15 protein-coding genes are annotated in these 13,366 nt (G+C 74.4%); 6 read left to right on the plus strand and 9 right to left on the minus strand.

Features of this window, described 5'->3' with window-relative positions; genetic code table 11:
• Positions 1-3: 3 nt before the first annotated feature.
• Positions 4-1,671: a phosphohexomutase domain-containing protein gene (locus CLV92_RS05885; protein ID WP_104432004.1), complete on the minus strand. Its 1,668-nt coding sequence runs from the start codon at positions 1,669-1,671 to the stop codon at positions 4-6.
• Positions 1,672-1,856: 185 nt separating this feature from the next.
• On the opposite strand from CLV92_RS05885, the gene CLV92_RS05890 reads away from it, so the two are divergent.
• Together CLV92_RS05890 and CLV92_RS05895 are read left to right on the plus strand one after the other, a co-directional pair.
• Complete coding sequence (locus tag CLV92_RS05890; protein WP_104431859.1) at positions 1,857-2,909, plus strand: ATP-binding cassette domain-containing protein; 1,053 nt, start codon at positions 1,857-1,859, stop codon at positions 2,907-2,909.
• A 4-nt stretch (positions 2,910-2,913) separates the two neighbouring features.
• Positions 2,914-3,726, plus strand: coding sequence for an ABC transporter permease (locus CLV92_RS05895; RefSeq protein ID WP_104431860.1), 813 nt, complete (start codon positions 2,914-2,916; stop codon positions 3,724-3,726).
• A gap of 63 nt (positions 3,727-3,789) precedes the next feature.
• On the opposite strand, the gene CLV92_RS05900 is transcribed toward CLV92_RS05895, so the two are convergent.
• The 4 genes from CLV92_RS05900 to CLV92_RS05910 form a co-directional block, all read right to left on the minus strand.
• The gene (locus CLV92_RS05900) at positions 3,790-4,677 is read right to left on the minus strand and encodes a purine-nucleoside phosphorylase (RefSeq protein ID WP_245886460.1); all 888 of its coding nucleotides are present in this window, start codon (positions 4,675-4,677) and stop codon (positions 3,790-3,792) included.
• Positions 4,678-4,879: 202 nt separating this feature from the next.
• On the minus strand, positions 4,880-5,494 hold the full coding sequence (locus tag CLV92_RS05905) for a hypothetical protein (RefSeq protein WP_104431862.1): 615 nt from the start codon (positions 5,492-5,494) through the stop codon (positions 4,880-4,882).
• A 726-nt stretch (positions 5,495-6,220) separates the two neighbouring features.
• Positions 6,221-6,376: a hypothetical protein gene (locus CLV92_RS21305; protein WP_158257147.1), complete on the minus strand. Its 156-nt coding sequence runs from the start codon at positions 6,374-6,376 to the stop codon at positions 6,221-6,223.
• 377 nt (positions 6,377-6,753) lie between these two features.
• Positions 6,754-7,494: an MBL fold metallo-hydrolase gene (locus CLV92_RS05910; RefSeq protein ID WP_211290896.1), complete on the minus strand. Its 741-nt coding sequence runs from the start codon at positions 7,492-7,494 to the stop codon at positions 6,754-6,756.
• A gap of 187 nt (positions 7,495-7,681) precedes the next feature.
• Between CLV92_RS05910 and CLV92_RS05915 the strand changes: the two genes are divergently transcribed.
• Complete coding sequence (locus CLV92_RS05915) at positions 7,682-8,362, plus strand: hypothetical protein (protein ID WP_104431863.1); 681 nt, start codon at positions 7,682-7,684, stop codon at positions 8,360-8,362.
• A gap of 139 nt (positions 8,363-8,501) precedes the next feature.
• On the opposite strand, the gene CLV92_RS05920 is transcribed toward CLV92_RS05915, so the two are convergent.
• The gene (locus tag CLV92_RS05920) at positions 8,502-8,912 is read right to left on the minus strand and encodes a hypothetical protein (RefSeq protein ID WP_104431864.1); all 411 of its coding nucleotides are present in this window, start codon (positions 8,910-8,912) and stop codon (positions 8,502-8,504) included.
• 80 nt (positions 8,913-8,992) lie between these two features.
• On the opposite strand from CLV92_RS05920, the gene CLV92_RS05925 reads away from it, so the two are divergent.
• The 3 genes from CLV92_RS05925 (at position 8,993) to CLV92_RS05935 (ending at position 10,734) form a co-directional block, all read left to right on the plus strand.
• Positions 8,993-9,391: a pyridoxamine 5'-phosphate oxidase family protein gene (locus CLV92_RS05925; RefSeq protein ID WP_104431865.1), complete on the plus strand. Its 399-nt coding sequence runs from the start codon at positions 8,993-8,995 to the stop codon at positions 9,389-9,391.
• Between the two features lie 115 nt (positions 9,392-9,506).
• Positions 9,507-10,082: a nucleotidyltransferase family protein gene (locus CLV92_RS05930; RefSeq protein WP_104432005.1), complete on the plus strand. Its 576-nt coding sequence runs from the start codon at positions 9,507-9,509 to the stop codon at positions 10,080-10,082.
• A gap of 88 nt (positions 10,083-10,170) precedes the next feature.
• Positions 10,171-10,734, plus strand: a complete 564-nt coding sequence (locus CLV92_RS05935; protein WP_104431866.1) for an AAA family ATPase — start codon at positions 10,171-10,173, stop codon at positions 10,732-10,734.
• Positions 10,735-10,761: 27 nt separating this feature from the next.
• On the opposite strand, the gene CLV92_RS05940 is transcribed toward CLV92_RS05935, so the two are convergent.
• The 3 genes from CLV92_RS05940 to CLV92_RS05950 all read right to left on the minus strand — a co-directional run bounded on the left by CLV92_RS05940 (position 10,762) and on the right by CLV92_RS05950 (position 13,264).
• Entirely contained in the window at positions 10,762-12,027 is a 1,266-nt protein-coding gene (locus tag CLV92_RS05940; protein WP_211290897.1) for an RNA polymerase sigma factor, read from the minus strand.
• Entirely contained in the window at positions 12,027-12,368 is a 342-nt protein-coding gene (locus CLV92_RS05945; protein ID WP_104431867.1) for a YciI family protein, read from the minus strand. The genes CLV92_RS05940 and CLV92_RS05945 overlap by 1 nt, the downstream gene beginning before the upstream one ends.
• 443 nt (positions 12,369-12,811) lie before the next feature.
• A complete protein-coding gene (locus CLV92_RS05950) occupies positions 12,812-13,264 on the minus strand; it encodes a gamma-glutamylcyclotransferase family protein (protein WP_104431868.1) in 453 nt (150 codons plus the stop codon).
• Positions 13,265-13,366 lie beyond the last annotated feature (102 nt).

A 13,366-nucleotide genomic window follows, 5' to 3' on the forward strand; every position in this document is an offset into this window, starting at 1 on the left:
GCCTCAGCCCAGGCCGGTGGCAGCGGCGATGTCGCGGCGCAGCGCCTGCAGTGCCTCCGCGGCCCTCGCGCGTGCGGCGGGGAGGTCCCCGTCGACGGGCACGACGACCTCGCAGTAGCACTTCAGCTTCGGCTCGGTGCCGCTCGGGCGCACGACCACGCGGGCCCCCGCGGCGGTGCGGAAGCGCAGCCCGTCGGTGGGGGGCAGCCCGTCCACTCCCTCGGCCAGGTCCTCGGTGCCGGTGACAGCCGCCCCCGCCAGTTCCGTCGGCGGGGTGCTGCGCAGGCGGGCCATCGCCTGCGGCACCAGCGACAGGTCGTCCACCCGCAGCGACACCTGCCCCGTGGCGTGCAGCCCGTGCCGCTCGGCGAGTTCGTCGAGGACGTCCGTGAGGCCCCTGCCGTCGCGGCGCAGCGCCTGCGCGGCGCGGGCGACGAGGACGGCGGTGCTGATGCCGTCCTTGTCGCGCACCACGTGCGGGGCGACGCAGTAGCCGATGGCCTCCTCGTAGCCGAAGGCGAGGCCGGGGACCCGGGCGATCCACTTGAAACCGGTCAGCGCCGGGCCGAACGGCAGACCGTGGTGGGCCGCGATCTGCTGCAGCAGCTGGGAGGAGACGACGGAGCAGGCGAGCACCGCGCCGGCGGGCAGGCCCTCCTCCGACAGCAGCCCCGGCCTGGCCATGCACTCCGCCAGCAGGCAGCCCAGCTCGTCACCCGTGAGCACCCGCCAGGAACCTGCCTCGGGAACCGCCACGCAGCAGCGGTCGGCGTCCGGGTCGACGGCGAGGAGGAGGTCGGCGTCGCGCTCGGCGGCCAGCGCCAGCGCCCGGTCCAGCGCACCGGGCTCCTCGGGGTTGGGGAAGGCCACCGTCGGGAAGTCCGGGTCCGGCTCGGCCTGCTCCGCGACCACGGCGACGTCGTCGAACCCGCTGCGGCGCAATGCCTCCAGGAGGACCTCGCCGCCGACCCCGTGCAGCGGGGTGGCGACCACGCGCAGCGCCGGTCCGTCGGTGGTGCCGCCCACCGCGCCGGTGACCGCGTCGAGGTAGCGCTGCAGCGCCTCCTCGCCGAGCGAGGTCCAGCCGCCGTCCGGGCGCGGCAGGTCGGCGAGGCGCCCGACCGCGTCGATGGCGGCGGCGATCCCGGCGTCCGCGGGCGGGACGATCTGCACGCCGCGGCCCTCCTCGCTCGCGGCGCGGCCCCCGAGGTAGACCTTGTAGCCGTTGTCCTGCGGCGGGTTGTGGCTCGCGGTCACCATCACCCCGGCGTCGGCGTCCAGGTCGCGCACGCAGAACGCCAGCACGGGGGTGGGCAGCGGCCGGGGCAGCAGCAGCACCTCGCAGCCCGCGCCGGTGAGCACCGAGGCGGAGTCGGCGGCGAAGTCGGCGGAGCCGTGGCGGGCGTCGTAACCGACGACCACGCGCGGGCGGGCGCCGTCGAGGGTGCGGACCAGCCAGGAGCCCAGCCCGGCGGCGGCGCGCTGCACCACGGCGCGGTTCATCCGGCGGGGGCCGGCCCCGAGGGCACCGCGCAGGCCGGCGGTGCCGAACTCCAGGAAGCCGGAGAAGCGGTCGGCGAGGTCGGCGAGGGCCGCGGGGTCGTCGTCCTCGGCGCGGGCGAGGACCGCGGCCAGTTCGTCGCGGGTGGCGGTGTCGGGGTCGTCGGCCATCCAGGCGCGCGCCCGCTGCAGCAGGGAGTCGAGCTGCCGCGCGCGCTCGCCGTCGAGGCGCGGGGTGGGGTCGTCGTGGGTCACCCGCAGACCCTAGGGGGTCGGCCTCACCCGTCCGGCCCAGCGCGCGCAGCAGCGACGAAAAGCCGAGGCGGTGTGTCCGAGGTCACCCCTACGGTCGGGACATGGCGGAGACGGAGGCAGTGGTTGCACGAGGGTTGGTGAAGCGGTACGGGAAGGTCACGGCCCTGGCGGGCGTGGACCTGGTGGTGCCCCAGGGCACCGTGCTCTCCCTGCTCGGCCCGAACGGGGCCGGCAAGACGACGACCGTCCGGATCCTGACGACGCTGCTGGAGCCCGACGAGGGCAGCGCGACCGTCGCGGGCGTCGACGTGCTGCGCGAGCCGCGCCAGGTGCGGCGGCGCATCGGCCTGTCGGGCCAGTACGCGGCGGTCGACGAGCACCTGACGGGGTTCGAGAACCTGGACATGGTGGGGCGGCTCTACCACCTGGGGCGCAGGCGCAGCCGTGAGCGCGCCCGGGAGCTGCTGGAGCTGTTCCGGCTGACCGAGGCCGGCGACCGGCCGGCGAAGACCTACTCCGGCGGCATGCGCCGTCGCCTGGACCTGGCGGGGGCCCTGGTGGCCGAGCCGCCGGTCCTCTTCCTCGACGAGCCGACGACGGGGCTGGACCCGCGCAGCCGCATGGACATGTGGGACCTGCTCTCGCAGATGGTCCGCGGCGGCACGACGCTGCTGCTGACGACGCAGTACCTGGAGGAGGCCGAGCGCCTCGCCGACGACATCGCGGTGATCGACCACGGCCGCGTCATCGCCCGCGGCACGGCCGACCAGCTCAAGGACCAGGTCGGCGGCGAGCGCATCGAGGTCGTCGTGACCGAGGACGCCGGCGTCGAGGCCGCCCGTGCCGCGCTGCAGGCGATCGCGGTGGGCGAGGTGGTCGTGGAGCGGCACTCCCGCCGGCTGGTCGCGCCGGTCTCCGGGGGCGCCGCGTGCCTCGTGGAGGCGCTGCGGCGGCTGGACTCCGCCGGGGTCGGCATCCTCGACGCCGGTCTGCGCCGGCCCACGATGGACGACGTGTTCCTCAGCCTCACCGGACGTCCGGCGGAGGAGGACGTCGAGGGCGGGCAGGGCAGCCCCGGCGCGGTGCCGGGCGGTCCTCCCGCCCAGCGCAGGATCGACCTGGACCAGGACGCCTCGACCGGAATGCGGAGGTGACGCGGTGAACGCGGTGCTCGGCGCACTGGCGGACGGCTCGGTCGTCGCCAAGCGCAACCTCATCCACATCAAGCGGGTGCCCGACCTGCTCATCGGGACGCTGATCTCCCCGATCATGTTCATCCTGCTGTTCGCCTACGTCTTCGGCAGCGCGATCCCGGCGCCGGACGGGGTGAACTACCGCGAGTGGCTGGTCCCGGGCATCTTCGCCCAGACGGTGATCTTCGGCGGCACCATCACGGGCATGGGGCTGGCGACGGACATGCAGAAGGGCATCATCGACCGGTTCCGCTCGCTGCCCATGGCGCAGCCGGCCGTCCTCATCGGCCGCACGAGCAGCGACGTGGTCACCAACATCCTGACGATCGCCATCATGGCGGCCACCGGCCTCGCCGTGGGGTGGCGGATCCGCACGTCGATCCCCGAGGCGGTCCTCGGCTTCGCCCTGCTCCTGCTGTTCGCCTACGCGGTCTCCTGGGCGATGGCCTACATCGGCCTGCTGGTGCGCACCCCCGAGGCCTTCCAGTCGCTGACGTTCCTCACCGTCTTCCCGGTGACGTTCATCGCCAACACGTTCGTGCCGATCGACAACTTCCCGACCGTGCTGAAGGTCGTGGCGGACTGGAACCCCGTGTCCTCGCTCGTCCTGGCCACGCGGGAGCTCTTCGGCAACGTCGGCCCGGCCGGCCTGGTGCGGGCGCCGGAGGCGTGGTCGCTGCAGCACCCCGTCGCGTACACCCTGATCTGGGTCGCGCTCATCCTGCTGGTGTTCGTGCCCGTCGCGAGCCGTCAGTACAAGCGGGCCACGTCCCGCTGATCCGGTTGCGCAGCAGGGCTCGGCACGGTCCGTCGTGCCGGGCCCTGCTGCGTTCGGGGCGGTTCAGAGCAGCGGCACGAGCTCCGCGAGGAGGCGCGCGCAGCGCGGTGCGGCCTCGCGGCCGGCCTCCAGCACCTCCGTGTGCGACAGCGGCGTCTCCTGCACGCCCGCCGCGAGGTTGGTGACCAGCGACAGCCCCAGGACCTCCATGCCCGCGTGCCGGGCGGCGATCGCCTCGAGCGCGGTGGACATCCCGACGAGGGTGCCGCCCATGATCCCGGCCATCCGGACCTCGGCGGGGGTCTCGTAGTGCGGGCCGGGCATCTGCACGTAGACGCCCTCGGTGAGACCGGGGTCCACCGTGCGGGCCAGCTCCCGCAGCCGGGAGGAGTAGAGGTCGGTCAGGTCCACGAAGGTCGCCCCCTCCAGCGGGGACTGCCCGGTGAGGTTGATGTGGTCGGAGATGAGCACCGCCGAGCCGGGAGCGACGGCCGGGTCCAGCCCGCCGCAGCCGTTGGTCAGCACGACGGTGCGGCATCCGGCGGCCGCGGCGGCGCGCACCCCGTGGGCCACCGCGCGGACCCCGCGGCCCTCGTAGAGGTGGGTGCGGGCCCCCACCACGAGGGCGCGCAGCGGCTCGGCCCCCTCCCGGGGCACCGACAGCGAGCGCAGCGTCCCCACGTGCCCGGAGACCACCGGCTTGGAGAAACCGGGCACCTCCGAGGCGGGGACCTCCGCCACGACCTCGCCGATCCGGTCGGCGGCCGCGGCCCAGCCCGACCCCAGCACGAGGGCCACGTCGTGGGTGGCCACCCCCGTCAGCTCCGCCAGCCGGGCCGCGGCCTGCGCCGCGAGCTCCTGAGGGTCCGGGCCGGGGGCGGATCCGCTGGGGCGGTCCGCGCTCGCCGCGTCGGTGGGGGAGGGGGCGGTGTTCAGGGCGTCGTCGTCCACGGCCGACACCCTAGGTGCTGCCGAGGCGGGACGTGGCGAGCGTCCGGGGGCTGCGCGCCCGGGTGCATCGAGGACGTCGTCGCCGTCCTCCTCGGGCAGAGCAGCGTCGAGGGAGAGCTCACTCTCCGCAGCGGGGACCTCGCGAGAGCAGCCCTCACCCCCCGCGCCCTGACGGACGTCCGGCGTCGCGGGCGACGTGCTGCTAGCCGCCGGTGGGCATGTCGAAGACCTCCGGGCATGCGGCGCCGCCGACCTCGGAGGCGGGTCCGATGCTCGCGAACGCGTCCTGGACCATGGCTCGGTCGGCTTCGGAGGGCACGCCGTTGGAGGCGGCGAACAGTTCGCTGACGGTGGCCATGCCGAGGACGAACTCCTCGACCTCGGCGGGCATGCCTGGTGTCTCCGCCGCGTTGCGCAGCCCCGCGGCGGTGCGCAGGTGGTCGGCGGGGGCGATGGACCCGCCGTCCTCGTTGGCGTTGGGGACGGCGATCAGTGCGGTGCACCAGGCGAGCCGGTCGCCCGCGGGCGGCGAGGCGACTGCGGTCGGGGTGATGTCGCCGCCCTCGGGGGCGGGCACGGGTGTCACGGGCTGGTCGCTGACCGGCGGTTCCGGTGCCACCCGGTCGGCGGGCGCTCCCCCGGGGGGCGGAGCCTGCGTGAGGGGATCGGTGGGGTTGCCGGGCGTAGCGGTGGCCGGCGGCGCCGGTGTGCCGGCGGTCGTGGTGCTGTCCAGCGGGGTGGTCGCGGCGTCGCCACCGCACGAGGTGAGGAGTGCGGCTGTGACGGTGAGGGCGGCGAGCAGCGGCGCGGAGCGCATCGGATGCCTTCCAGGCGAGCGGGTTGTGGTGGCCACCCTGGTCATCGGCACCGTGCGGGTCGGACCGGAGCGGCGTCGGGTGCGGCCCTCGTGCTGCGGGGCCGGGGGCGGCCCGCGACGGCCCGTGGGCCGCGGATCGAGGGGGCGCGCCGAGTCGGCCACCATCGCGGTCGTCCCGCGTCAGGGGCGGTGGATCGACGGCGGGTCCGGGAACCGCTGGCCAGCCGTGCGGACGGTCACGGGGAAGTCCCCGCCCTCCCACGTGATCTCGTCACCGGTCCAGGGATCCTCCAGGTGCCCGTCGTCATGGGGTCACAGCCTCCGCAGGGCGTCTCCACCCGGAAGGTGCAGAACAGGCCGGGTGGCCCCGCCGCCCAGCACCACCTCGACGTCGGTCACCCGCCCCCGGACCCGCTCCTCGGGTTCGGTGTCGTGACCGGCCGCGACCGGCCACGACCGGCCGCATCCGGCCGTCGTCCCCCACGACGCGGGCGCACTCGAGGTCGACGATCTGGTTGCGCTCGATGGAGGACCCGCAGCAGCACTGCTCCCAATCGCGCACCTCCGCGACGACGTCCACCGCACGAACCCAGGCCGCACGAACCCAGGCCGCGCCATCCCACGGCGCTTCGTCCTCGGTGCACCACAGGCGCACGCCGATCGGGTGGTCCGGCCCGTCGTGCTGCCCGGCTGGCCACGATCTCCGCCTCGCGGGGCCCGCGATGGTCAGGGGGTGCGGATGTCGGCAGGGTCGGGGAACTCGGCGTGGGCCTGCTCACCCGTCGGTGCCAGCTCCAGGTACCTGAGCCGGTCGTCCTCGTCGACGAACAGCAGCACCAGCGCCTCGGGGGCGTCGCCCTCCACCACCGGGTAGCCGTCCATCCCCGGTGTCCTGGGAGCGCTGGTGTGGGTCAGCTCGATGGACGGGCACGTGCCGCAGCCGCACGAACGCCCGGCCCGGACGGTGCTCAGTTGTGCGCGCCAGCGGGCCCGGTCGGCCTCTTCGACGACGCGCTGGTCAGGTCGAAGCTCGCTCCGCGGTCGATCAGCACGGTCAAGACCTCCCGCTCTCGGCGGGTCAGCTCCCGGGAGGTTCCGGCGGTCGTCGGGCTCGTCACCCGGGCAGCTGAGGGTTCCGGAGACTGATCCGGGTGCTCGCTCACCAGCCCATCATCGCCCTCACGCAGCCGAGAGTTGCGAAGGATGACGGGCACGCCGCACAGGCGTGCCCGTCGCCGCGGAAGGCGCCCACCACTCGCTCATCCGGTCTGGGAGAACACCCTTGCGATCATGCGCCCGTCAGTGAGGGGGGACGTTCGACAGCCTCGGTGATCGCGCACCCGCAGCGTGGACGCCGAATCGTTCGGGCGGGCCGTCAGCGGTCGGGCTCGTCGGGGATGTCGCCGTCGACCCAGGAGATGTAGCGGTGCAGGGAACGGTCCACGACGGCTTCGGCGTCGGAGTCGATGACGCCGAAGGCCCCGTAGAGGCGGTCGTAGGTGTAGGGGGCCAGGGCGTCGAGGATGCGCCGGATGGCGCGGGCAGGCAGCGGGATCAGGGCGGCGGATCCAGGCCCGGTCGGCGGAGGCCACCAGAACCGAGACGCCGCCGAAGGCGTGGCTGTACGAGACGGACGCGCCGACCAGGTCGGGGTGGCTGGCGGAGACGACGTCCACCCCACCGAGCCGCCGCAGTTCCTCCACGGTGTCGGTGTCGAGGTAGCCGGGCGGCTCCCACAGCAGGTTGCCACCCCGGGTGCGCAGCAGCAGCCCGCGCTGGCCGATGGCCAGTTCCGGCTCGGCGGTCAGGGCGTACAGGTCGGTCTCGAGCTGCTCGATGTCGATCCGCTGTCCTGCGGCGGCCAGCTCCGCGTGGGTGGTCCAGCGCTGCCCGGAGGCGGGGACGTGTGCCCGCTCGTCGCTGCAGATGGCGCAGACCGCCGGTGGCTGGGGAGTGTCGGGGTGCTCGATGCCGCAGGCGGCGCAGATCCAGATCGTCATGACGGGCACCTTCGCTCCTCAACCTCGGTTGAGATCAAGGCTGAGACGACTGCTCGCACACCAACGGAGGCGTGCATGCCGCGGTGGCTGTGGTCGCATTCAGCTGGCGTCACATGCGATCTCGCTCTCCTCGCGTCGACTGCGGAGGTTCCTCGCGGGCCGGGCGCTCGGGTCTACCCTCCGCTGCATGCGCAAGATCGCCGGAGGGCTGGCTGCGGCGGCCCTCTTCGGGGCGGTGGCGGCCGTGGTCAAGGACCAGGGCGGTGGCCCCGACAGCGCCGACTACGTCGTGCGGGCGACGCTGGGCAACCTCAGCGCCCCGTGGTTGCTGCTGCCGTTCCTGGCGGGCAGCGCATGCCGCGGCCTGCGTGGTGGGGCGGTGACGGGGCTCGGGACCACCCTGGTCGCTCTGGTCGGCTTCTACACCGCCACGGGACTGATCATCGGCCTGGACGGGCGCAACGGCCTGAGCGCGGCGCCGCTGTGGATGCTGGCCAACCAGGTCCACTTCCAGGCCGGGCTGCTCACCGGCCCGCTGCTGGGGGCGCTCGGAGCCGCCTGGCAGCGGGGCAGCCGGCACCGCGGGCGGGGAACGACAGCCCAGGGGCAGGGGCGGGTGTGGTGGCTCGCGGCACTGCTGCTGGCCGGGGAGCCACTGGTGCTGCTCGCCCTCGGCTACGCCTCGCCGCTGTCGGAGGCATGGCGCCACGAGCTGCCGCCCCTGCTGGGACTGCCGCTGATGTGGGGTCTGACCCTGGACCGACCAGCGGGAACTCTGATCGTCTACGCCACGGAGCTGGCTGCGGGTCTGACGCTGCTGGCCGTGCTGGTCGACCGCGCCCGTCGAGCCGGCCCTCGGCTCGCGTGACCACCTGCTGTCGTCGAGCCGTGCTCGAGCACGGACCGCCCCGTCCTCGACCGGGGAGTGCGTCGTCGATCGGTCACGACCGCGCCCGCTCGGCGACGTCAGCGCAGGATCGTCAAGGGCCAGATGGCGCCGATGCCGCTCACTGCGCTGAGCGGGCCAGCCGTGCCTGGATGTCGGCGCTGGCCTCCACGTCGTGCGGTAGTGCGGCGAGTTCTTCCGGCGCGATGCGCACCCCTTGATTCCGGGCGGTGGCAGCCAGGTGGTCCCAGTGCATCGCAGCCGCATCCTCGGAGGAGCACCCCTCGGGGGGCTCGTCGGGTCCGACCACCGTGCGTGCGTCGTGCGCCAGGTCCTCCAGCGATGTGCGGGACCAGAGGTCGCTCGGGCCGCTGGACGCCCAGCCGCGATCGTCGAGCAGCGTCACCCGCCGACCATCGACGAGCTCGAGCTCGAGCAGCGCATCGATGGACATCCGGCGCTCGGTGTTGGCCTCAGGTCCCGCCGTCGTGTCGAGGTCGATGGAGGTGACGAGTCGCCTGGCTTCCCGCATGGCTCCAGCTTCGCGCACGTCGGCCCTCAGCGGTGGACACCGACCGCCTCGCGCGCGACCGATCGTGATCCACTTCTCCGGTGAGTCGACCTCTTCCGCCTGGAGCGGAGGCCCGCTTGGCGCGGGAGCACAACGTCTGGCTGTGCACCTTGCGGGCTGACGGCTCGGCGCACGTGACGCCGGTGTGGTTCGTCTACGACGGCGGGACGTGGTGGGTCGGGTGCGACGGGCACAGCGTGAAGGTGCGCAACGTGCTGGCCGATGCGCGGGTCTCGCTCGCACTGGAGGACGGCACCGCACCGGTCGTGGCCGAGGGCCTGACCCGCGTCCACCGCGACGCCTTCCCCGAGCGCATCGTCGCCGCGTTCGCCGGCAAGTACGGCGGCTGGGACGTCCGGCACCGACCCCGGCCGGACGCCGAGCGGGTCCTGCTGGAGATCCCGGTCAGCAGGTGGCTGCTCACCGGCGCGGCCCAGTAGCCCCCCCACGCGTCCGCACGGCGGCGTGGGCGAGCACGTGGAGAGCCCATGGCCCGGGTGCTCGAGGGCCGTGGTGCAGGCTGCCGGGGTGGAGCAGCGCGACGTCTTCCTCGACATGGTCCTGCGCAACGACGTCGTGCGCGCCGTCCTGGAGCGGGCGCCCGGGCTGGAACTGCCGGACTGGTGGCTCACGGCCGGAGCCCTCTTCCAGACCGTGTGGAACGTGCAGGACGGCCGCGACCCGTGCACGGGCATCCGCGACTACGACCTCTTCTACTTCGACGGCTCCGACCTGTCCTGGGAGGCCGAGGACGCCGTCATCCGCCGGGCCGAGGTGGTCTTCGAGGACCTGGGCGCGACGATCGAGGTGCGCAACGAGGCCCGCGTGCACCTCTGGTACGAGGAGCACTTCGGGGTTCCTGCCGTCCCGTTCCGCAGCAGTCGGGACGCCATCGACCACTTCGCAGCCACGACGTGCTGCCTCGGCCTCACGGTCGACCCCGACGGGCAGCTGCTCGTCCACGCCCCTCACGGCTACGACGACCTGTTCGCGCAGCGGTTGCGGCCCAACCCGGTGCTCGCGCCACGGGAGGTCTACGAGCGCAAGGCCCTGCGGTGGCGGCGGGAATGGCCTCGGCTCGTGGTCGTGCCGTGGCCGGCGACCGGCCAGGAGCAGATTCCGCGACCCTGACCAGCCGCGCCCGTCGGCGAAGGCACGCACCGCGGGCCGTGCGGAGGTCGGCGGCTGACCTGTCAGCGCCGCGCTAGCGTCGGGGCCCATGATCGTGTGGATCAACGGCACCCATGGTGTGGGCAAGACGACCACCAGCGCTCTGGTGCAACGGTTGATCCCGGACTCGCGGGTGTTCGACGCCGAGAAGGTGGGCGAGACGCTCATGGACATCTCGCCCGGACTGCCGGCGACGGACAACTTCCAGCACTGGCCACCGTGGCGGCCGCTCGTCGTGGAGACCGCCCGCCGGGTGCTCGACTACACCGGCGGAACCCTCGTGGTGCCCATGACCGTCCTGGTCGAGGAGTACTGGCGCGAGATCAGCGCCGGCCTGGCCCGGCACGGCGTCCCCGTGCGGCACTTCGTCCTGCACGCCGACCAGGACACCCTCCGCGGTCGCATCGAGGGTGACGCCCTCCTCGGCCCGTCGCCGTTCCGCCGCGCCCACCTGGAGCCCTACGCCGAGGCGGCCCGCACCTGGTTGCACGACGAGGCCGAGGTCGTCGACACCACCCACCTGACACCCGCCCAGGCTGCCCAGCGGATCGCGGACGCCGTCGTGCGCGAACCGCGCCCATCGCGCACGAGGGCCGAGGTGTCGCGTCCCTGACCGCAGCGCCGTCCACGGGCTGCTCGCTCAGGCGTCCAGCTCGGCGCGGCGCCGGGCGAGGAAGCCGCGCTGGGTGTCGTTGCCGGCGGTGGCGATCGCCTCGTCGTAGGCCTGCCGGGCCCGTTCGCGGCGTCCGAGCCGGCGCAGCAGGTCGGCGCGGACCGCGTGCAGCGGGGGGTAGCCGGGCAGGTGGAGGCCCTCGACGACCGCCAGCGCCTCCGCCGGCCCCTCGACCTCCGCGAGGGCCACGGCCCGGTTGAGGGCGACGACCGGGGTGGGGGCGAGGGCCAGCAGCTGGTCGTACAGGGCCAGCACCTGGTGCCAGTCGGTCGCCGCGGCGGTGGCGGCGTCGCTGTGCACCGCGGCGATCGCGGCCTGCAGCTGGTACGGCCCGGGCCGGCCGCGGCGCAGGCAGCGCCGGACGAGGTCCTGTCCCTCGACGAGGAGACCGCGGTCCCAGCGGGAGCGGTCCTGCTCGGCCAGCACGACGAGACCGCCGTCCGGGCCGGTGCGGGCGGGGCGCCTGGACTCCGAGAGGAGGAGCAGCCCCAGCAGCCCGAGCACCTCCGGCTCGTCGGGCATGAGCTCGGCCAGCACCCGGGCCAGGCGCACCGCCTCCGCGCACAGGTCGGCGCGCACCAGGTCCTCCCCGGAGGTGGCCGAGTGCCCCTCGGTGTAGACGAGGTAGATGACTGCCAGCACCCCGCGCAGCCGTGCCGGCAAGTCCACCTCGTGCGGCACCCGGTAGGGGATGCCGGCGTCGCGGATCTTCTTCTTCGCCCGCACCAGGCGCTGGGCCATCGTCGCCTCCGGCACCAGGAAGGCCCGCGCGATCTCGGGGGTGCTCAGCCCGCCCAGCAGCCGCAGCGTGAGGGCGACCTGCGCCGGCGTGGCGAGCGCGGGGTGGCAGCAGGTGAACAGGAGGCGCAGGCGGTCGTCGCGCACGGCGCCCTCCTCGGCGGGCTCGTCGGGGGCGTGCAGCAGCACGGCCTGCGCGTGGCGCTGCTCACGGGTGGACTCGCGCCGGTGGCGGTCGACGGCGCGGTTGCGGGCGGTGGTGATGATCCAGCCGGCCGGGCTCGGCGGCAGGCCGGTGGCGGGCCAGCGCTGCACGGCGGCGGTGAAGGCGTCCTGGACCGCCTCCTCGGCGAGGTCGATGTCGCCGAGGAGGCGGACCAGGACGGAGACCGCGCGGCCGTACTGCTCGCGGAAGACGCGCTCGACGGCCTCCAGGCCGACGCCCTCCGGCCCGAGGCCCTCCGGAACCCGGTCCTGCGCGGTGGGGGCGCTCATCAGCCGCGGAAGGGCCGGACCTCGATGGGCAGGGTGGTCGCCGCCGACGCCTTGCGGCCCCACTCCAGGGCGGCGTCGAGGTCGGGCGCGGTGATGATGCAGAGGCCGCCCAGGTGCTCCTTGGCCTCGATCCACGGGCCGTCGGTGAGCACCACCTCGTCCCCGGCGGCGCGGACGACGGTGGCGCTCTCCGGCCCGTGCAGGCCGCCGGCGAAGACCCACGCCCCGGCCGCCCTCAGCTCCTCGTGGAAGGCCTGGACGTCCGCGCCGATGCGCGCCATGGCCTCCGGTGCCGGCGGCGCACCGACGGGCTGGACGACGCTGAGCAGGTACTGGGTCACGACTCCTCCTGGCGATCGGGCCGGCCCGCTGCCGGCGCTCACCGTTCACACGAACGGTAGGAGCACGGATCGACACACCCTCGCGGGGGGTTCGCCAGGCGGGGGGAGGGAAGGTTCTCGCTGCGGCCACGGAGGCGCGACGACGAGCGTGCCGGTGGCGGCGGGGGCCTGGATGCGTGCGGGCGGCTGCGCGCCGGTGTCGTCACGGCGGCGGAGCGGGCGGAGCGTGTGCGGCGCCTGGTGGCAAGCCCCCCTGCCACCAGGCGCACCGCAACGTCCCCCCTGCGAGCCGGTCTCGTGGCCTGGGCCCCCCGGACCCTGACCCCGTCCCCCCCGGACTCAGCGGTCACATCGGCGTCCCCCGCCCGGGCGTTACACCCCTGCCCGCACCGTCCGCCGCCTCGCCGCGGGCCACCGTCCGGCGGGCACAGCCGCAGCCGCGGTCAGTGGTCGTTGGAGCGGCAGGGCCGCCGGCGCAGGGCCTCGACGTAGTCCGACGGGGCGCCCCCCGCCTCGGCCGCGTCGGCGATCATGCCGAGGTAGCGGGCGGTGGGCAGGCCACCCTCGTAGTCGTCCAGCACGTAGATCCAGGCCAGCACGTCGCCGTCGAGGGTGTGCACCCGCACCCGCAGCTTGCGGAAGAGGCCGATGTCCAGGCCCTCCCACTCGTCGAGGCGGGCCTCGTCGGCGTCGGTGATGTCGTAGAGGGCGACGAACACCTGCTCCGCCTCGTCCTCCACGACCGTGGCGAGCGGGCCCTCCCATCCGCGGTCCTCGCCGCCGAAGGTGAGTCGCCACCCGGGCAACCACCCGCAGGCCCGCAGCGGCGAGTGCGGCGCGCGGCGGGCCATCTGCTCCGGGTGCAGGTTGCTGGCGTAGGCGGCGTAGACGGGCACGAGCCGGAAGCGTAGGACAGCGGGGCGGGGAACGGGGCGCTTGTGTCCCGTGGGAGGCGTGTGGTGGACCTGCCCGTGTCGGCGAGTCCTGCCACGATGGGT

It is taken from the genome of Kineococcus xinjiangensis, assembly GCF_002934625.1.
Classification (GTDB): domain Bacteria; phylum Actinomycetota; class Actinomycetes; order Actinomycetales; family Kineococcaceae; genus Kineococcus_A; species Kineococcus_A xinjiangensis.